The sequence below is a fragment of the Streptomyces sp. NBC_00019 genome (assembly GCF_045041015.1).
GTDB lineage: Bacteria > Actinomycetota > Actinomycetes > Streptomycetales > Streptomycetaceae > Streptomyces.
The window spans coordinates 930,359-948,503 of sequence record NZ_CP108302.1 but is presented as its reverse complement, the minus strand read 5'-3'; the positions used below and the strand labels follow the sequence as shown (position 1 = coordinate 948,503).

The window sequence follows — 18,145 nt, the reverse complement described above, 5'->3', positions numbered from 1 at the left end:
CGTTGGTCACGTTCTGGAGCGGGGCGCACCCGGTGCCCGTGTCGACGCGGCGCTTGAAGGGCTCGATCTCTCTGACCGTCCCGACCGAGTCGGTCTTCAGGGGGCCGAGCGTGTGGTTGCGTTCGGCGTAGGTCAGCTTCCTGCCGATCATCCTGATCGGAGTGCTCTTCGGAATCGCGATGGACTACGAGGTGTTCCCGGTCTCCGGGATGCGGGAGGAATGGGTCCGCACCGGCATGGCCCGCCAGGTCCGTGATCGACGGCGTCCTGCCCGCCCTCGACGTCGAGGGCACACGTCTTCAGAAAGTCCCCGAGGGAGAGCCCAAGGAGTCCGCGCGAGTCGGCTGACCACCGCGTACCTGGCGGCGCCTTCCCCATCGGGCCATGGGCATGGCCCGCCGCCACCCGGTCGGTGCGTGGGAGGGGGAGACCGGATGGCGGCGGGTGCGGAGGGGAGCGGGGTCAGTCGGCGATCGCTCGTATCGGGTTGTCGGTCAGACTGCCGGCGAGCCACTGCTCGACGGCCGTGATGTGGACGGTCGCCGCGGAGACGGCGAGGAGGGCGTCGCGTGACTCGAGCGCGCTGAGGATCTGCTCGTGGTCCTCGTGGGCGCTGTTCAGGGCGTGACCGGCCTGGCTGCCGCGGACGATACGGACGCGCTGGGTGCGGGTGGAGAGCACCTGCAGCAGCATCGACAGCACGGGGTTGCCGACGGCTTCGACTATCCGGAGGTGGAAGGCGATGTCGTGGGCGACGAACTCCTCCACGGTGGTGACGGTCCGGGAGCGGTCGAGGATGCTGCGCAGTTCCTGGAGGTCCTTCGGCTTCAGCAGCGTGGCGGCCAGCCCTGTCGCCTGCGGTTCGAGCAGGCGTCGTACCTGGAGCAGCTGCAGAGCCGTGTGGCCCTGGGACACGTCGGCGGCGAAGGAGAGGCTTTCCAGCAGCAGATGGGGTTCCAGGCTGGAGACGTACGTGCCGTCGCCCTGCCGGGTGATCAGGATCCGCATGGCCGTCAGTGCTCGGACGGCTTCGCGCAGGGAGTTCCGGGACAGGCCGAGCTGTCCTGCGAGGACCTCCTCCTTGGGCAGCCGGGAGCCGGGCGCGAGTTCACCGGCGACGATCATCGCCTTGATCTTGTCGATCGCCTCGTCCGTGAGTGCCACGGGGGTGCCTCTCTGAGTGGGGGATGTGCCGGTGGGCGGCTCCGCAGGGTGGGGCCCGGGGCGGGCGGAGCCGCCCACCGGTACGTGGCTATTCCTGCTTCTCGCCGGAAGCGAAGCGGGAGATGATCAGGGCGACGATGATGATGGCGCCGTTGAGGAACTGGTTCCACAGCGGGGGGACCCCCGCCAAGGTCATGACGTTCACGACCAGTTGGAGGGTCAGCACACCGGTGAGCGCGCCGAACACGGAGCCCTTGCCGCCGTTGAGGCTGACGCCGCCGATGACGGTCGCCGCGAAGACCTGGAAGATCCAGCCGCTGCCCTGGGTGGCGGAGATGGAGCCGTAGTGGCCGCTGTAGAGGATGCCGGCGAACGCGGCGAGGACACTGCCGAGGATCAGGACGATCCACACGATGCGGTCGACGCGGATGCCCGCGGTGCGGGCCGCCTCCGGGTTGCCGCCGATCGCGTACAGCGCCCGGCCGTGCCGGAGCCACGCCAGCGCACTGCCACCGATGGCGAAGAGCAGCGCGCACACCCAGACGGCGGCGGGTACGCCCAGCCAGGACGCCTTGCCCAGGTAGGTGAAGGAGGCGGGCAGCTCGACGATGGACTGGCCCTCGGAGAGGGCGACTTGCAGACCGCGGAGCATGGTCAGGGCGCCGAGGGTGACGATGAAGCCGTTGAGGCGCAGCTTGAGGATGAGGAAGCCGTTGACGGCGCCGATCAGCGCGCCGACCAGCAGGCAGAGCGGGACGGCCGTCCATTCGGGCAGGAGGCCGAGCCCGTTGAACCGGCCGCCGCTGCTCGGCAGGACGAGCCACACGGCGATGACGGGGGCCACGCCGATGGTGGACTCCAGGGACAGGTCCATCCGTCCGGCGATCAGGATGAAGGTCGTGGCGAGGACGAGCAGGCTCAGCTCGGTGGACTGCTGGAGCACGCCGATGAGGTTGTCGGCGGTGAGGAAGGCCGGCGAGACGATGAACCCGATCAGGCCCAGGACGAGGATCGCCGGGACCAGGGACAGTTCACGGAAGCGTCCGAGGTCGACCCGGCGGCGCCTGGTGTGCGCGGGGGTCGGCTCAGCCGTGCTCACTGCGGGCTCGGTGAGATCTGTGGTGGCGGACATGACTACCTTCCGTGCTCGTCTGCGCCGGATGAGGCGGATACGGGGAACGTGCTGGCGGGGGTCGTGTCGCCGGAGACCCCCTCGATGGCGGCGACGAGGTCCTCGTCCTTCCAGCCGTGGTCGAACTCGGCGACCATGCGTCCGTGGAACATGACGACGACCCGGTCGCAGACCCTGAGGTCGTCCAGTTCGTCGGAGACGATCAGCGCGGCCTTGCCGTTGTCCGCGACCTGCCGGATGCGGCCCAGGAGGAACTCCTTGGACTTGACGTCCACGCCGTTGGTGGGGCGGATGGCGACCAGCACGTGCGGGTCGGTGGCCAGGGCGCGGGCGACGACGACCTTCTGCTGGTTGCCGCCGGAGAGGGCGGAGACCGGGGTGGCGGCTCCCGGGGTCTTGATGTCGAGGTCCCGGATCATGCGCCCGGCGAACGCTTTGGTGCGGGAGGGCAGCACCGTGCCGAACGGGCCCAGCTGGGCGGTGACGGTCAGCGTCGCGTTCTCCGCCACGCTGCGGTTGTTCACCAGTCCCTGGAGGTGACGGTCCTCGGGGACCAGACCGACTCCGGCGGCGAGCGCGGACGGCACGCTGCCGGTGCGCACGGTCCTGTCGCCGACGGTGATCCGTCCGTCCTTGGCGCGGTGCAGACCGGCGATGGCCTCACCCACCTGCACATTGCCGCTGGCTGTGGCGCCGGCGAGCCCGATGACCTCGCCGGAGCGGACCGAGAGGGAGATCTCCTCGCAGACGCCGGGCAGTGTCAGGCCGTCGATCGCCAGCAGTTCCGTGGCGTGGGACCGCGAGGCGGGACGTTCGCCGACGGTGGCGGCGACCGTGGAGTGGGACTCGCCGGTCATGGCCTCCACCAGTGCCTGGTGGCCGAGTTCGGCGACGGGCGCGGTGAGGATGTGGCCCGCGTCGCGGTAGACCGTGACGGTGGTGCAGAGGTCGTAGACCTCTTGCAGGTGGTGGGAGATGAAGAGGAAGGCGACACCCTGACGCTGGAGGTCGTGGAGTTTGCCGAACAGCCGGTCGATGCCGCGGGCGTCGAGTTTGGCGGTCGGCTCGTCGAGGATGATGAAGCGCGCGCCGAAGGACAGGGCGCGGGCGATCTCGACGAACTGCCGCTGTTCGACGGTGAGTTCCTTGGCCCGCGCGGTGGGGTCGACGGCCACGCCGTACTCGCCGAGCAACTCCTCGGCACGTCGGCGCAGTTGCTTCCAGCGGATGGGCTGCACCGCCCCGCCGCTCTGCCGGTTCAGGAAGAGGTTCTCGGCGACGGTCAGGTCACCGATGACGGTGGAGCGCTGATAGACGCAGGCGACCCGGGAGCGCCAGGCGTCGATGTCGCCGAAGGCGGGCGCCGGCTCCCCGGAGAAACGCAGGGTTCCGGTGTCGGGTTGCTGGAGGCCGGTGAGGATGGACACGAGCGTCGACTTGCCGGCGCCGTTGCGTCCGACCAGGGCGTGCGACTCGCCCGGGGCGACGGTGATGCGAGCGTCGCGCAGTGCGACGGTCGCGCCGAATCGTTTGCTGATGCCGGTCGCCTCGGCCACCGGGGCCGGGGTGCCGGGGCCGGTCGCCGGGGCGGTCGCGGTGTCCGCCATGGTGGATACCGTCCTTCGTGTGCGGAGGCTGGGGCCGAGGGGCGCGGGTGTGCACCCGGAGTGGGGTGAGGGGGAGCGTCGGAGACGGGGGATGCCCGTCCCCGACGCGGCGGGCGGAAACTGTCGGCCGTCAGCCGACGTTGTTGCCCCACAGCGACTTGTCGTCGACGTTGTCCTTGGTGACCAGGGGCGCGGGCAGCTGGTCCTCCAGGCCGTTGGACAGCTTGATGATGGTGGAGTCGTGGTCGGTCTTGCCCGGCTGGAAGGTCTTGCCCTCGGCCGCGGCCTTGGCGTAGTACAGCGCGTACTTGGCGTAGAGGTCGGCGGGCTGGGAGATGGTGGCGTCGATCTGGCCCTTGCGGATGGCGTCGAACTCCTGCGGGATGCCGTCGTTGGAGACGATGCTGATGTGGCCCTTCTCCCCGGCGGGCTTGAGCAGGCCCTTCTGCTCCAACAGGGCCAGGGTCGGCTGCAGGAAGACGCCGCCGGCCTGCATGTAGATGCCGTTCAGGTCCGGGTGCTGGGCGAGCAGGCTCTGCAGCTTGGCGGAGGCCACGTCGCCCTTCCAGTCGGTGGGCAGCTCGAACACCTTGATCTTCGGGAACTTCGTCTTCATGCACTGCGCGAAGGCCTCGGAGCGGTCGCGTCCGTTGATCGAGTCCAGCGCGCCCTGGAACTCGGCGACCTTGCCCTTGCCGCCCAGCTGCTTGCCGAGGAACTCGCAGGCCTTGGTGCCGTAGGCCCGGTTGTCGGCACGGACCACCATGTAGACATCGCCCTTGTCGGGTCTGGTGTCGACGCTGACCACGGGGATCTTCTTCGACGCGAGGGTGTCGAGGGTGGAGGCGATGGCGCCGGTGTCCTGCGGGGCCATGACGACGGCCTTGGCACCGGTGTTCTGGAACACCTGCACGTTGGCGACCAGCTTGGTGACGTCGTTCTGGGAGTTGCTGATCGGCAGGGCCTTGATGCCGTCGGCCTTGATGTCCTTGTCGATGTACTGCGCGTAGGAGTTCCAGAAGTCGGAGTCGGAGCGCGGCAGGTCGACGCCGATGGCGGGCTTCCCGCCGTCCGAGGCGACCGAATCGGTGCCCTCGCGGTTGCACGCGGTGGCGAGGGCCAGTACCGCGAGGACGGCGGTGGCGGCTGCAGCGGTGGAGCGGGTGCGAGCGAGCTTCATGGCCGTGTTCTCTCCTTAGCCAGGGGCGCGGGGCCGCAGGGCGACGGTGGGAGGGGGTGTACCTGCCTGCGGGGGACGGGCGAGGCCGGACGGGCAGGTGCCGATCCGGAGCGGAAATGCGCGGATCATGCCCGACAGGGTCGGAAGTGAGGGTCGGTCAGGGGGCCGAGGAGGCGGAGGCGAAGCGGCGCACGGATGCGAGCCGAACAGACGCACTGGGCGATGCGAACCATTCCTCCGATGTATCCCGGACGTCGAGGACGTTACGACGGCATTGCCGACATTGACAAGAGTTCGCCGCGAGAGATTTGCGGGACATCACTCCGCGGGGCGGCGAGGCGTCGTCCCGCTCCTGCGGTATCGCATCGACAGCCCTCCTACCTGCGTATTCGTGATCGTCTTAGGGGGCGGGCGACGCGCTGTGGCAGCTCACAATTCGGAAACGGGGGCGGCTGAGCCGACGGGAGAGGCCGCCGCGAGGGGACTTTTCTGTCCGGGTCGGCCAGGGGTAAGCCTGCTCAGCGCGCTCTGATCAGGGGAGGTGACCCTTGCGGCTCGACTGTGGATTCATCGGATGGCGGGGAGCGCGTCGACTTCGTAGGCCAGGCGTGACCATGGAAAATCCGCCTTGAGGGGTGCTTGTTCGGCATCACCGAGGAAATACATCCGAGGAATCCTTGTCAGGTGCGGATCTCTGCATCTAAGGTCACCGTGCCGCCATACATCCGATGACTGTCGATGCGGATGAGTGAGACCCCGGACGGTCCGGCTCACCGCACGGCGGGCGGCCCCGGCTCTACGGCCGATCACCCCTCAGATGAATCCCGCATGGCAAGGGAGCTCCCCAGTGAAACTGCTACGAGTCGGCGCCCCCGGTCAGGAACGGCCCGCCGTCCGCACCGAAGACGGCCGGCTGCTGAACCTGTCCTCCGTGACCCCGGACATCGACGGCGTCTTCCTCGCCTCCGGGGGAGTCGACCGGGCCCGTGCGGCCGTCACGGCGGGACAACTGCCCGAGCTCGATCAGGACGGCCTGCGGGTGGGCGCCCCCGTCACCCGCCCCGGCAAGGTCATCTGCGTCGGGCTGAACTACCGCGACCACGCCGCCGAGACCGGCGCGGCGATCCCGGCGCGCCCGGTGGTGTTCATGAAGGATCCGAGCACGGTCGTCGGCCCGTACGACGAGGTACTGATCCCCCGCGGCTCGGCCAAGACCGACTGGGAGGTCGAGCTGGCGGTCGTCATCGGACAGCGGGCCCGCTACCTCGAAGGACCTCAGGCCGCACGTGACGTCATCGCCGGGTACGCGATCAGCCATGACGTCTCGGAGCGCGAGTTCCAGCTGGAGTACTCGTCGCAGTGGGACCTGGGCAAGTCCTGCGAGACCTTCAACCCGCTCGGCCCCTGGCTGGTCACCGCCGACGAGGTCGGCGACCCGCAGAGTCTCGGGCTGCATCTGAGCGTCAACGGCGTGAAGCGGCAGGACGGCCACACCAGCGACATGATCTTCGCGGTCCACCACATCGTGTCGTACCTGAGCCAGTACCTGGTCCTGGAACCCGGCGACGTGATCAACACGGGTACGCCAGCGGGCGTGGCCCTGGGTCTTCCCGGCACTCCCTACCTGCGCCCCGGCGACACCGTCGAGCTCTCCGTCGACGGCCTCGGCAGCCAGCGCCAGACCTTCGCCCAAGCGTGAAAGGCAGCACGACCTTGACTGCAACACCCGCACGGATCATCGCCGTCGACACCTACGACGTCCGTTTCCCCACCTCCCGGGAACTGGACGGCTCCGACGCGATGAACCCGGATCCCGACTACTCCGCCGCCTATGTGGTGCTGAGCACCGACGCCGACGACGGACACGAAGGCCACGGTTTCACCTTCACCATCGGACGTGGCAACGACGTCCAGGTCGCCGCGATCGACGCACTGCGGCCCCATCTCATGGGCCGTTCCGTCGAGGAGCTGTGTGCCGACCCCGGCTCACTCAGCCGCGACCTGATCGGCGACAGCCAGCTGCGCTGGCTCGGTCCCGAGAAGGGCGTGATGCACATGGCGATCGGCGCCGTGGTCAACGCGGTGTGGGACCTGGCCGCCAAGCGGGAGGGCAAGCCGCTGTGGCAGCTGCTCGCGCACGCCGCCCCGGAGTGGCTGGTCTCCCAGGTCGACTTCCGCTACATCGCCGACGCCCTCACGCCCCAGGACGCCCTCACCCTCCTGCGCGAGGGCCGCACAGGGCTTGCCGAGCGTGAGGCGGTGCTGCTGGAGCGCGGCTACCCGGGCTACACCACCTCACCGGGCTGGCTCGGCTACTCCGACGACAAGCTCACCCGGCTGGCCAAGCAGGCCGTCGCCGACGGCTTCACCCAGATCAAGCTCAAGGTCGGCGCCGACGTCGACGACGACATCCGGCGCCTGCGCACCGCCCGCGCCGCCGTCGGCGACGACATCCGCATCGCCATCGACGCCAACCAGCGATGGAACGTGGACGAGGCGATCGAGTGGACCAAAGCGCTCGCCGAGTTCGACCCGTACTGGATCGAGGAGCCCACCAGCCCCGACGACATCCTCGGCCACGCCTCCGTACGGCAGGCGGTCGCCCCCGTGAAGGTCGCCACCGGCGAGCACGTGCAGAACCGCATCGTCTTCAAGCAGCTCCTCCAGGCCGGCGCCATCGACGTCCTCCAGATCGACGCGGCGCGCGTCGGCGGGGTCAACGAGAACCTTGCGATCCTGCTGCTCGCCGCCAAGTTCGGCGTGCCCGTCTGCCCGCACGCGGGTGGCGTCGGCCTGTGCGAGCTGGTGCAGCACCTGTCGATGTTCGACTACCTCACGCTGTCCGGCACCACCGAGAACCGTGTGATCGAGTACGTCGACCACCTCCACCAGCACTTCACCGCGCCCGTGGTCATCCGCGACGGCCACTACACCGCGCCGCTCACCCCGGGCTTCTCGGCCACCATGCGGCAGGAGTCCATCGCCGAGTACCGCTACCCGGACGGCACGTTCTGGGTCGCCGACCGTGCCGCTCAGGAGGAGGTGTCATGACCGGTCTGACCGGACTCAGGGCCGTCGTCACCGGGGGCGCGTCCGGCATCGGGCTCGCCACGGCCCGCGCACTGGCGGCGCAGGGTGCGGCGGTGGCCGTCCTCGACCTCGATCCGGACGGCGCCGGCGAGCCGCTGCTCGGCTTCAAGGCCGACGTCGGCGACGACGTCTCCGTGCGCGCCGCCGTGGACGAGGCGGCGACACGGCTCGGCGGCATCGACATCCTCGTCAACAACGCGGGCATCGGGGCAGCCGGCACCGTCGAGGACAACGACGACGAGCAGTGGCATCGCGTCCTGGACGTCAATGTCCTCGGCATCGTCCGCACCACCCGCGCCGCTCTGCCCCATCTGCGTCGCGCTGCCACTGCCCGTCCGGGCACTGCGTCCGTCGTCAACACCTGCTCCATCGCGGCCACCGCGGGACTGCCGCAGCGTGCCCTGTACTCGGCCAGCAAGGGCGCCGTGCTCTCGCTCACGCTGGCGATGGCCGCCGACCACGTCCGTGAGGGCGTCCGCGTCAACTGTGTCAATCCCGGCACCGCCGACACTCCCTGGGTGTCCCGGCTGCTGGACGCAGCCGACGACCCGGAGGCGGAGCGCGCAGCCCTCAACGCCCGCCAGCCGATGGGCCGTCTGGTGACCGCGGACGAAGTCGCCGCCGCCATCGTCTACTTGGCGAGTCCGGCAGCGGCGTCCGTCACCGGCACCGCGCTCGCGGTGGACGGCGGCATGCAGGGCCTGAGGCTGCGCCCGGTGGACCGGTCGTGAGAACCACCAGGTTGGGCGGCAGCACCGTACCGGTCTCGGAACTGGCGCTGGGCTGTGCCGCCCTCGGCAACCTCTTCCACCCGGTCACCGACGAGACCGCCCACGCCACGGTGGACGCGGCCTGGGACGCCGGCATCCGCACCTTCGACACCGCGCCCCACTACGGTCTCGGCCGGTCGGAACGACGGCTCGGCGCCGCCCTGCGCGACCGCCCTCGCGACACCTACACCCTCTCCACCAAGGTGGGCCGGCTCCTCGTGCCGCACCCGGACAGCGGCGCCTGCGACGACCTCGCCCACGGCTTCGCCGTCTCGGCCACCCACCACCGGGTCTGGGACTTCAGCGCCGACGGAGTGCTGCGCTCCCTGGAGGCCAGCCTGGAACGCCTCGGCGTCGACCACGTCGACGTGGCCCTGCTGCACGACCCGGACGACCACGCCGAGCAGGCGCTGCGCGAGGCGTATCCGGCGCTGGAGCGGCTGCGCGCCGAAGGAGTGATCGGAGCGATCGGCATCGGGATGAACCAGTCCGCGCTGCCCGCCCGGTTCGTCCGGGAGACCGACATCGACGTGGTGCTGCTGGCCGGCCGCTACACCCTTCTGGAACAGGACGGGCTCACCGAGCTGCTTCCGGAGGCGGCAGCCCGCGGCCGGAGCGTGGTCATCGGAGGGGTGTTCAACTCCGGTCTCCTGACGACCCCCCGGCCCGGCGCCACGTACGACTACGCACCCGCACCGCAGCCGGTGCTCGACCGCGCGCTGCGGCTGCTGGCGGTCTGCGAACGCCACGGCGTGCCGCTGCGTGCCGCCGCGCTGCGCTTTCCGTTCGGTCATCCCGCGGTCGCGAGCGTCCTGACCGGCGCGCGTTCCCCGCACGAGGTGCACGACACGGTGGAACAGCTGACCCGCCCGATCCCGGACGCGCTGTGGGACGAACTGCGCGCCGAGGGCCTGCTGGACCCGGGCATCCCCGTCCCCGCGGCCACCCCGACCGAGCAAGCCATGCCGTCGAAGGAGCCGTCATGAAGGTCGCCCTGCACACCAAGGTCCGCGCCGACCGCATCGAGGAGTACGAGGCCGCGCACCAGGAGGTGCCCGAGGAACTGACCGCCGCCATCCACGCCGCGGGGGCGAGCGAATGGACGATCTGGCGCAGCGGCACGGACCTGTTCCATGTGCTGGAGGTCGAGGACTACCAGGCGATGATCGCCGAACTCGACCGGCTGCCCGTCAACATCGCCTGGCAGGCCCGGATGGCCGACCTGCTCGACGTCGTCCACGACTACTCCGCGCGGGGCGGGGACGCCTCGCTGCCGGTGGTGTGGCACCTGTGACCGGCCCGTCTGCCGGCACACCGCCACCTACGCCGAAGTGATCGCCGCCGCACGCGAGTTGACGGCCGGGCTCGGGTCGGCCGAGAGCCACGACGTCTTCACCCGCACGGCCGTGCGGACCTACGACCTGTCCGTCCCCGCACCGCCGGCCCCGCACCAGGAAACCCCATGCGCATAGCCCTCTTCATCACCTGCTTCAACGACACGATGTTCCCCCGCACCGGTCGCGCGGTGACCGAGCTGCTGGAACGCCTCGGCCACACCGTGGAGTTCCCGCAGGGCCAGACCTGCTGCGGCCAGATGCACTTCAACACCGGCTACCGCCCCGAGACGCTGCCCATGGTGCGCCGTTTCGCCGAGGTCTTCGCGGGCTACGACGCCGTCGTGGCCCCCTCCGGGTCCTGTGCGGGCATGGTGCGCGACCACCATCGTGTGGTGGCCGCTCAGTACGGCGACGACACTCTCGCCGAGGCGGTCGAACAGGTGGTGCCGACGGTCTACGAGCTGTCGGAACTCCTGGTCGACGTCCTCGGTGTCACCGATGTCGGCGCGTACTTCCCGCACCGCGTCACCTACCACCCGACCTGCCACTCCTTGCGCATGCTGCGGGTCGGCGACCGGCCGCTCCAACTGCTGCGCGCGGTGAAGGGCATCGACCTGGTGGAACTGCCCGCCGCCGAGTCCTGCTGCGGCTTCGGCGGCACCTTCGCGCTGAAGAACGCGGACGTGTCCAACGCGATGCTGGCCGACAAGATGCGCCATGTCCTGGACACCGGCGCCGAGTTCTTGTCCGCGGGCGACAACTCCTGCCTGACCCACATCGGCGGCGGCCTGTCCCGGCTCCGTACCGGCGTCGGCACGATGCACCTGGCCGAGATCCTGGCCGCCACGGAAGGGGACGTACGGTGAGCGGTGCCGACAACGTCGTATGGCTGGGCACCCCGGCCTTCCCCGAGGCGGCGCGCACCGCGCTCGCCGACACCCGGCTGCGGGCCAACCTGCGCCGCGCGACCGGCACCATCCGGGACAAGCGGCTGGCGGTCGCCGCCGAACTGGAGGACTGGGAGGAACTGCGGGAGACAGCCGCGACGATCAAGCGGCGCACCCTCCGCCACCTCGACCACCACCTTCTGCGCCTGGAGAAGGCGGTGACCGCCGCGGGGGGAGTGGTTCACTGGGCGGCCGACGCGGCCGAGGCCAACCGCATCGTGACCGCCCTGGTGCAGGCGACCGGCGAGGACGAAGTCGTCAAGGTCAAGTCGATGGCGACCCAGGAGATCGGCCTCAACGAGGCGCTCGCGGACGCGGGCATCCGTGCCTACGAGACCGATCTCGCGGAACTCATCGTGCAGTTGGGCGACGACCGCCCCTCGCACATCCTCGTGCCGGCCATCCACCGCGGCCGCTCCGAGATCCGGGAGATCTTCCGCCGGGAGATGGGGGAGTGGGGCAGGCCCGCCCCGGAGAACCTCACCGACGACCCCCGCGACCTCGCCGAGGCGGCCCGGCTCCACCTGCGGGAGAAGTTCCTGCGGGCCAAGGTCGCCGTCTCCGGCGCCAACTTCGCGGCCGCCGACACCGGCACGGTGGTGGTCGTGGAGTCGGAGGGCAACGGGCGGATGTGCCTCACCCTGCCGGAGACCCTGATCACCGTCATGGGCATCGAGAAGGTCCTGCCGACCTTCGCCGACCTCGACGTGTTCCTCCAGCTCCTGCCCCGCTCGTCGACCGGCGAGCGGATGAACCCGTACACCTCGCTGTGGACCGGGGTCACCGAAGGCGACGGACCGCGGAACTTCCATCTGGTGCTGCTCGACAACGGCCGCACCGCCACCCTCGCCGACGAGGTGGGCCGCCAGGCCCTCGCCTGCATCCGCTGCTCGGCGTGCCTCAACGTCTGCCCGGTGTACGAGCGGACGGGGGGCCATGCCTACGGTTCGGTCTACCCAGGGCCCATCGGAGCCGTCCTGACCCCGCAGCTCGTCGGCATCGAGAACGCGGCCTCGCTGCCGTTCGCCTCGACCCTGTGCGGAGCTTGCTACGACGCCTGCCCCGTGAAGATCAACATTCCCGAGGTGCTGGTCCATCTGCGCGCCGAGGCCGTGGAGGCCAAGCGCCGGGACCGGCTGTTCCCCACGTCCGAGGCGCTCGCCATGAAGGCCGCTGGTGCGGTTCTGGGCTCACCGCGGCGGCTGGCCGTCGTGCAGCGCCTGGCCGCACAGGGAGCCCGACTGGTGGCCCGCGACGGCCGGATCGGTGCCCTGCCCGGTCCGTTCGCCCGTTGGTCCGGCACCCGGGACACCCCGGCGCCGGCCCGAGAGTCCCTGCGCGCCTGGTGGCGCCGTACCCGACCACCCAGCAGCGAGGACAGCCGTACGACGGCGGAAGGGAAGGGACGATGACGAACGGCCGCGAGAGCGTCCTGAGCGCGATTCGAGGAGCGCTGTCCGGCGTTCCAGGTTCGGAGCGCCCTGACGACGTACCCCTTTCACCCGGTCACCGCGCCGACCACGCGGGACCGGACGTCGTCGGGCTGTTCGCCGAGCGTGCCGCCGAGTACCGCGCCACGGTGGTCCGTGTTCCGCCGGCCGATGTCGCGGCGGCCGTCGGTCGCGCCCTGGCCCGCACCGGAGCACGCTCCCTGGTGGTGCCGCCCGGGCTCCCCGAGGACCTGGTTCCGGAGGGGCCCTGGTCCCTGCTGACGGACGTCCCGCCGCTGACGGTCGGACAACTCGATGCCGCGGACGCCGTGGTCACCACCGTCGCCACCGCCATCGCGGTCACCGGCACCGTGACCCTCGACCACGGTCCGGGTCAGGGGCGGCGGGTCCTGACCCTGCTTCCGGACCAGCACATCTGTGTGGTCCGGGCGGACCAGATCGCTCCCGACGTACCCGAGGCACTGCGGCTGCTCGACCCCTACCGCCCGCTGACGCTGATCTCCGGCCCCTCGGCCACCAGCGACATCGAACTGGACCGTGTCGAGGGCGTGCACGGCCCCAGGACTCTCGACATCGTCGTGGTGGAGGACGCGTAGCCGACGCGATCGAAAACCGATCGAAAAATCCGGCAACCTTTCCGGCGCCTGTGACCACTGAGCAGTGCAAGCGACACGCTCTTCGAACGGATGGACATGCAAGAAACACGCCAGGCCGCGCGGCAGCGCAGACACAGACGCCGGCTGATGGTGGGTACGACCACGGGGCTGGTCGTCGCAGGTCTCCTTGTCTGCCTGGCCATCGTGATGCAGCCGGACCGCAAGGGGGATGCCGCGCGGGCCGCGGCCACGGCCGTCGCCAACTCCGAGGAGTCCGGCCTGCCGTCGTCGCCGGCCGGGAAGAAGTCCGTCACGCCTTCCCCGTCCGCGGCGTCCGCCTCGCCCAAGGCCAAGAAGTCGAAGTCCAAGAAGCCGAAGGCCTCCGCGTCCCCGTCGGCGGCGTCGTCACCGTCATCCCCGCAGAAGGTCCCTGGCACGTCGTCCTTGGCCGGGCGGATCCGCGGCAACGTCACCTACCCGGGAGTCGCCACCGTCTACAAGGCCGGGGTCGGGGACGGCGCCTGCTCGTACGGGCCGAGCAGCGACATGATGATCGCGGCGATGAACACCACCGACTACGAGACGTCCCAGGCCTGCGGGGCACACATACTCGTTCGCGCGGCGAACGGTGCCACCGTCACGGTCCGGATCACCAACGAATGTCCTCTGCCCTGTGCGCCGGGGCAACTCGACCTCAGCGAACAGGCCTTCGCCAAGCTGGCCCCTGTCTCGACCGGCCGGATCGCCATCACCTGGAGCCTGGTGAGCCCCAGCTCGGCGGGCACGATCTCGATCCGCTACAAGATCGGATCCAGCCCCTACTGGTGCGGCATCCAGGCCATCGGGCACCGCAACCCGATCGCCCGGCTGGAGGTCAGCACCGGTGGCGGCTGGCGCCAACTGACCCGCACCGACTACAACTACTTCCTCTCTCCCAACGGCAGCGGATGCGGCAAGGCGATCCGGCTCACCGACATCTACGGAGAACAACTGACCATCAACGGCGTCGCCTTGCGGCCGGACGTGGTGCAGTCGACGGGAGTCCAGTTCGCCCGGCACTGATCCGGTGCCGGTGTGTCAGGCCGACCGACCGAACTGGATGCCACGGCCGTTGGTGGCCAGGTAGACATGGCCGGGGACCCGCGGGTCCCCGGTGATGGCCTCACCGATCCAACCCCACTGGTGCTGGCCGTCGTTGATGCGCAACCAGGTCCTCGCGATGTCGTCGGAGCGGTGGACGGCGGTGACACCGTTCACGGTGGCCACGTGGTAGATCGCGGGACAGGAGGCGCCGTTGGCCGCCGCGCCGAAGCCGAGCGTGTACGAGGCCTCGCAGCCGTCGACCTTCGAGAAGGTCCTGCCGCAGTCGGTGGACCGGAACAGCCCGTTGTTCTTGGCGCTGAGCCACAGGTCCCCGGAGCGTCCCGGTGCCGCGGCCAGCTTGTACCCGGCGTCACCGGAGGGGAGTCCGGTGGCCCGGGCCGTGAAGGTCAGACCCTTGTCGGTGCTGGCGAACAGGTTTCCCGTGCCGGTGTCGAACGCGTGTACAGGACCGCGGGATCGGCCGGGTTCGCCACCGGTGTGGTCCCGATCGTGGATTCCGCGGCCCGGGCACGGTCCTGGAGAGACGGGAGACCGGCGAGCGCGGCTGCGGCCGCGGTCCCGGCGAGAACGGCACGCCGACGCAGATCGGACCCATGCATGACATACCTCAATCTGTGGAGCTGGGAGGCGAGGCGGGGCCACGCCTGCGGATCGGTGACTGATCCGCAGGCGTGATCGCTCCGGGTCATTGCGCATGTTCGGTTTGCGGTTGAATGTCTGATGGTGTCGAAGGGTGGGCGGGTGTTTTGTCGGGCTCTCGGTTCTGTGTGCGGGTGGGGTCAGGAGGGGACGATCTGCCATTGCTGGTGCGTCTGCGAGGCGTACGGCTGTTGCTCGATGGCGGCCCCGTCGGCGGTGCTGCCGTCGTCGACGGCGAGGGAGAGCCCGCTGTAGCGGTTGACGAGGAAGTAGTGTCCGTCGCCGCTGGGTGTGACGGCCCAGTGCTGTTGGGGGCGCCGGCGTCTCCCCAGATGCCGGCGGTTCCGCCGTTCGCGCGGGAGGGTGGCGGAGGCCAGCGCCGGCTTGACCGACCGGCCGCCGAGCCGGACACCGCTGATGTTGGCGTAGCCGCCGGTGGCTGCGTCGACCTGGATCCGTACGAAGCCTACGTTCCGGTTGGGTCACTCGACCAGCTTGGTCTTGCGGTTGCCGGCCCAGGTGCCGGTGGCGACCTGGGTGAGGGGCGGCTGCCCGGGGCGGAACTGTCCAAGCTGCCATGGACACGAAAACCCCCGGCCGACGACGTATGCGTCATCCGGGGGGGAGGGTCCCAAGGGGAGAGAGCTCTGTATGACCCCCCGGGGCCCGCCGTTCGGCGTGGAGGAAGCGGGCGGGCCCCGGAGGGGGAACGTGGGTCACGCGGTGGTGCAGGCGGTGCCGTTCAGGTTGAAGCCGGAGGGCTTGGTGAAGGTGCCGCTGGAGGTGCCCTGGAACCCGAAGGTCGCCTGGCCGCCGGCCGTCAGCTCGCCGTTGTGGGACACGTTGCTCGCTGTGACCGCTCCTGAGGACCCGGAGAGGTTCGCGTTCCAGGCACTGGTGATCTGCTGCCCGGAGGGGAGGGTGAACCCGAGCTTCCAGCCGCTGACGGCAGAGGCGCCGGTGTTGGTGATGGTGACGTCGGCGGTGAAACCGCCCTGCCAGGCGCTCGCCGCGTACGCCACCTTGCAGGCCGTGGAGCCTCCGGGGGTGCCCGGGTCACCGGAGGAGCCGCCCTTGTTGACGGTGGAGGAGAACGAATTCACGGCGAGGCCCGCGCCGTTCTGCCAGGGCTCGAAGCCCGCCTGAACACTCGTCAGGTACCAGTTGTTCTGGGCGAGTCCGCGGGAGACGGCCTGCCGGGCGAAGTCCATGACGTCGAAGTTCCAGCTGCTGATCGCCGACGGCGCGACGAACGACAGCACGTCGTTCCCGCCGTTGTTGCCGGACCACACCTGCCAGTCGCGCCCGCCCACGTTGGCGTTGCCGACCGGGGAACCGATGGGCTGGATGGAGCCGACCTTGTTGAACCAGATCATGATCTCGGTCCGGTTCACGCCGTCGGTGCGGGGCGTGGGGTCGAGCCAGATGTCGTACGAGGCGTTGTACGCCGCGTCGTTGACGAAACCGTAGGAGATGCCGCTGGGCGCGCTGGAGATGGTGCTGAGCTGAGCGGGAAGGTTGGTGCCGGGCGAACAGTTGGTGTAGTGGCAGCCGTTGTAGACGGACGGGTAGGACTTCGGAGCACCGTTCGTGGGGACGGATCCGTCGGCCTGGGTGATCCTGAACCCCGAGTCGGTCGCCGTGATGCACTGCGTGGCGCTGGTGCCCCAGCGGTTGTTCTGCACCACGTAGCGACCCTGGATGGTCGTCGTGCCGAAGGGTTGGCAGATCGTGGTGTCGGCCTGCGCGACCGGGGTGGTGGTCAGAAGCGCGGCGAGCGAGACGAGCGAGGTGAGCAGCGCGCCGAGCAGGCCACGCGCGCGGCGGGCATGGTGCGGTGATGGACGCATGCGGATCCTCTTCAGGGGGAGGGGGGAACGGGGAAGTGTTCCCACGACCTTGTGAATGGGAGCGCTCCCAATCCTGGGTTCGGGCAGGACTGTAGGGATGGTTCAGGTCCATGACAAGGTTGCCGACAGGAACACGTCGAACCGATTTGGGAGTTGCAGGTCAGACAGGTCTCGCGAGACAGGGCGCGCCGGTTCCGGGAGCGCGCCCATGGCGCTTGTGCGGGCGACGATCAGGTCGACTCGCGGACCACCAGCTCGGTACGAAGGATGACGTGACGCCAGGCCACGGCGCCCTCTTCCATCTCCTCCAGGAGCAGTCGGATCATGGCCCGCCCGATCTCGTCGATCGGCTGACGCACCGTGGTCAGGCGTGGTTCCGTCCGCTGCGCCAGCGGAAAGTCGTCGAAGCCGATCACGGCGACATCCTCGGGCACCCGGCGTCCGGCCTCGCGCAGGGCCTCCAGCGCTCCCGCCGCTGTGGTGTCCGACGCGGCGAGGACGCCGTCGATGTCCGGATGCCGTTCGATGAGCTCGGTCATGGCCCGGTGTCCGCTCTCCGCCGTGAAGTCGCTTTCGGCGGCACGGGTCTTCTCGACCTTCAGACCCGCCAGTGCCAGGGCCTCTTCGTAGCCGCGCAGTCGGCACTGGGCGGCGTGCAGGTCGAGCGGCCCGGTGATGGTGGCGATGACCCGGCGGCCCCGCCGCAGCAGGTGGGAGACGGCGCTGCGGGCTCCGCCGACGTTGTCCACGTCGACGTAACTGACGTACTCGTCACCGGAGCGGCGCCCCAGCAGCACGGTCGGCAACCGGGCCTCGGCGAGCATGTCCGGCAGCGGATCGCCGGCGTGCACGGACATCAGCAGGACGCCGTCGACCCGGCCGCCGCGCGCGTACTCGAGGAAGCGCTGGCGCTCGGCGTCCGAGCGGACCAGGGTCAGCAGCAGCTGTATTCCGGTGTCTGTCAGGGCGTCCCCGAGCGAGGTGACGATCTCGGAGAAGAAGGGCTCCGCGAACTGCCGCCAGTCCGGCTCCGTCATGACCAGGGCGACGGCGTCGGCTCGCCGCCCGGCCAGGGAACGGGCCGCGAGATTGGGCACGTATCCCAGTTCGTCGATGGCCCGCTGTACGGCCCGGCGTGTCGACTCCTTCACGCCCGCGGCGTTGTTGATGACGCGGGAGACCGTGCCCCGCCCCACCTGCGCGTGGGCAGCCACCTCCTCCAGCGTCGGTGCCTCCGGACGCCGTCTGCCCATGCCACCTCCCCCAAGAGATCACCGA

The 18,145-nt window shown here is 69.9% G+C and carries 17 protein-coding genes and 1 pseudogene; 10 read left to right on the top strand and 8 right to left on the bottom strand.

Annotated elements, in window-relative coordinates:
• Nucleotides 1–462 precede the first annotated feature (462 nt).
• The 4 genes from OHU89_RS04660 to OHU89_RS04645 all read right to left on the bottom strand — a co-directional run bounded on the left by OHU89_RS04660 (nucleotide 463) and on the right by OHU89_RS04645 (nucleotide 5,083).
• Entirely contained in the window at nucleotides 463–1,164 is a 702-nt protein-coding gene (locus OHU89_RS04660) for an FCD domain-containing protein (protein ID WP_361489850.1), read from the bottom strand.
• An 88-nt stretch (nucleotides 1,165–1,252) separates the two neighbouring features.
• Nucleotides 1,253–2,296: an ABC transporter permease gene (locus OHU89_RS04655; protein WP_266897360.1), complete on the bottom strand. Its 1,044-nt coding sequence runs from the start codon at nucleotides 2,294–2,296 to the stop codon at nucleotides 1,253–1,255.
• Nucleotides 2,297–2,298: 2 nt separating this feature from the next.
• The gene (locus OHU89_RS04650) at nucleotides 2,299–3,903 is read right to left on the bottom strand and encodes a sugar ABC transporter ATP-binding protein (RefSeq protein WP_405640047.1); all 1,605 of its coding nucleotides are present in this window, start codon (nucleotides 3,901–3,903) and stop codon (nucleotides 2,299–2,301) included.
• 130 nt (nucleotides 3,904–4,033) lie between these two features.
• Nucleotides 4,034–5,083 (bottom strand): sugar ABC transporter substrate-binding protein, encoded by a 1,050-nt coding sequence (locus OHU89_RS04645; protein ID WP_266897392.1) that lies wholly within the window; start codon nucleotides 5,081–5,083, stop codon nucleotides 4,034–4,036.
• An 847-nt stretch (nucleotides 5,084–5,930) separates the two neighbouring features.
• Here OHU89_RS04645 and OHU89_RS04640 point away from each other — a divergent pair.
• From OHU89_RS04640 to OHU89_RS04595, 10 genes are all read left to right on the top strand, one after another.
• Complete coding sequence (locus tag OHU89_RS04640; RefSeq protein WP_405640044.1) at nucleotides 5,931–6,782, top strand: fumarylacetoacetate hydrolase family protein; 852 nt, start codon at nucleotides 5,931–5,933, stop codon at nucleotides 6,780–6,782.
• Between the two features lie 14 nt (nucleotides 6,783–6,796).
• Nucleotides 6,797–8,134, top strand: coding sequence for an L-fuconate dehydratase (locus OHU89_RS04635; protein ID WP_405640042.1), 1,338 nt, complete (start codon nucleotides 6,797–6,799; stop codon nucleotides 8,132–8,134).
• Nucleotides 8,131–8,904, top strand: coding sequence for an SDR family NAD(P)-dependent oxidoreductase (locus OHU89_RS04630; RefSeq protein WP_405640040.1), 774 nt, complete (start codon nucleotides 8,131–8,133; stop codon nucleotides 8,902–8,904). Before OHU89_RS04635 ends, OHU89_RS04630 begins: the two co-directional genes overlap by 4 nt.
• Entirely contained in the window at nucleotides 8,901–9,929 is a 1,029-nt protein-coding gene (locus tag OHU89_RS04625; protein WP_405640038.1) for an aldo/keto reductase, read from the top strand. Before OHU89_RS04630 ends, OHU89_RS04625 begins: the two co-directional genes overlap by 4 nt.
• Entirely contained in the window at nucleotides 9,926–10,237 is a 312-nt protein-coding gene (locus OHU89_RS04620) for an L-rhamnose mutarotase (RefSeq protein ID WP_401896422.1), read from the top strand. The genes OHU89_RS04625 and OHU89_RS04620 overlap by 4 nt, the downstream gene beginning before the upstream one ends.
• A gap of 37 nt (nucleotides 10,238–10,274) precedes the next feature.
• On the top strand, nucleotides 10,275–10,415 hold the full coding sequence (locus tag OHU89_RS04615; RefSeq protein WP_405640036.1) for a hypothetical protein: 141 nt from the start codon (nucleotides 10,275–10,277) through the stop codon (nucleotides 10,413–10,415).
• The gene (locus tag OHU89_RS04610) at nucleotides 10,406–11,146 is read left to right on the top strand and encodes a (Fe-S)-binding protein (RefSeq protein WP_405640034.1); all 741 of its coding nucleotides are present in this window, start codon (nucleotides 10,406–10,408) and stop codon (nucleotides 11,144–11,146) included. Before OHU89_RS04615 ends, OHU89_RS04610 begins: the two co-directional genes overlap by 10 nt.
• Nucleotides 11,143–12,639, top strand: coding sequence for a LutB/LldF family L-lactate oxidation iron-sulfur protein (locus OHU89_RS04605; RefSeq protein ID WP_405640033.1), 1,497 nt, complete (start codon nucleotides 11,143–11,145; stop codon nucleotides 12,637–12,639). Before OHU89_RS04610 ends, OHU89_RS04605 begins: the two co-directional genes overlap by 4 nt.
• On the top strand, nucleotides 12,636–13,274 hold the full coding sequence (locus tag OHU89_RS04600; protein ID WP_405640032.1) for a lactate utilization protein C: 639 nt from the start codon (nucleotides 12,636–12,638) through the stop codon (nucleotides 13,272–13,274). The genes OHU89_RS04605 and OHU89_RS04600 overlap by 4 nt, the downstream gene beginning before the upstream one ends.
• Before the next feature lie 96 nt (nucleotides 13,275–13,370).
• Entirely contained in the window at nucleotides 13,371–14,336 is a 966-nt protein-coding gene (locus OHU89_RS04595; RefSeq protein ID WP_405640030.1) for an expansin EXLX1 family cellulose-binding protein, read from the top strand.
• A 15-nt stretch (nucleotides 14,337–14,351) separates the two neighbouring features.
• Here the strand turns inward: OHU89_RS04595 and OHU89_RS04590 are convergent.
• From OHU89_RS04590 to OHU89_RS04575, 4 genes and pseudogenes are all read right to left on the bottom strand, one after another.
• Nucleotides 14,352–14,863: pseudogene (locus OHU89_RS04590) on the bottom strand (WD40/YVTN/BNR-like repeat-containing protein); the annotation flags it as partial.
• Between the two features lie 294 nt (nucleotides 14,864–15,157).
• Entirely contained in the window at nucleotides 15,158–15,349 is a 192-nt protein-coding gene (locus tag OHU89_RS04585; RefSeq protein WP_405654306.1) for an RICIN domain-containing protein, read from the bottom strand.
• 384 nt (nucleotides 15,350–15,733) lie between these two features.
• Nucleotides 15,734–16,867, bottom strand: coding sequence for a GH12 family glycosyl hydrolase domain-containing protein (locus tag OHU89_RS04580; RefSeq protein ID WP_405640028.1), 1,134 nt, complete (start codon nucleotides 16,865–16,867; stop codon nucleotides 15,734–15,736).
• A gap of 230 nt (nucleotides 16,868–17,097) precedes the next feature.
• Nucleotides 17,098–18,120 (bottom strand): LacI family DNA-binding transcriptional regulator, encoded by a 1,023-nt coding sequence (locus OHU89_RS04575; protein ID WP_405640026.1) that lies wholly within the window; start codon nucleotides 18,118–18,120, stop codon nucleotides 17,098–17,100.
• Nucleotides 18,121–18,145: the final 25 nt, after the last annotated feature.

Excerpts from the sequence above, each read along its gene's own strand:
- OHU89_RS04595 (WP_405640030.1), top strand. The coding sequence starts at position 13,371 with ATGCAAGAAACACGCCAGGCCGCGCGGCAGCGCAGACACAGACGCCGG.
- OHU89_RS04630 (WP_405640040.1), top strand. The coding sequence starts at position 8,131 with ATGACCGGTCTGACCGGACTCAGGGCCGTCGTCACCGGGGGCGCGTCC.
- OHU89_RS04620 (WP_401896422.1), top strand. The coding sequence starts at position 9,926 with ATGAAGGTCGCCCTGCACACCAAGGTCCGCGCCGACCGCATCGAGGAG.
- OHU89_RS04575 (WP_405640026.1), bottom strand. The coding sequence starts at position 18,120 with ATGGGCAGACGGCGTCCGGAGGCACCGACGCTGGAGGAGGTGGCTGCC.
- OHU89_RS04645 (WP_266897392.1), bottom strand. The coding sequence starts at position 5,083 with ATGAAGCTCGCTCGCACCCGCTCCACCGCTGCAGCCGCCACCGCCGTC.
- OHU89_RS04650 (WP_405640047.1), bottom strand. The coding sequence starts at position 3,903 with ATGGCGGACACCGCGACCGCCCCGGCGACCGGCCCCGGCACCCCGGCC.
- OHU89_RS04655 (WP_266897360.1), bottom strand. The coding sequence starts at position 2,296 with ATGTCCGCCACCACAGATCTCACCGAGCCCGCAGTGAGCACGGCTGAG.
- OHU89_RS04600 (WP_405640032.1), top strand. The coding sequence starts at position 12,636 with ATGACGAACGGCCGCGAGAGCGTCCTGAGCGCGATTCGAGGAGCGCTG.
- OHU89_RS04610 (WP_405640034.1), top strand. The coding sequence starts at position 10,406 with ATGCGCATAGCCCTCTTCATCACCTGCTTCAACGACACGATGTTCCCC.
- OHU89_RS04580 (WP_405640028.1), bottom strand. The coding sequence starts at position 16,867 with ATGCGTCCATCACCGCACCATGCCCGCCGCGCGCGTGGCCTGCTCGGC.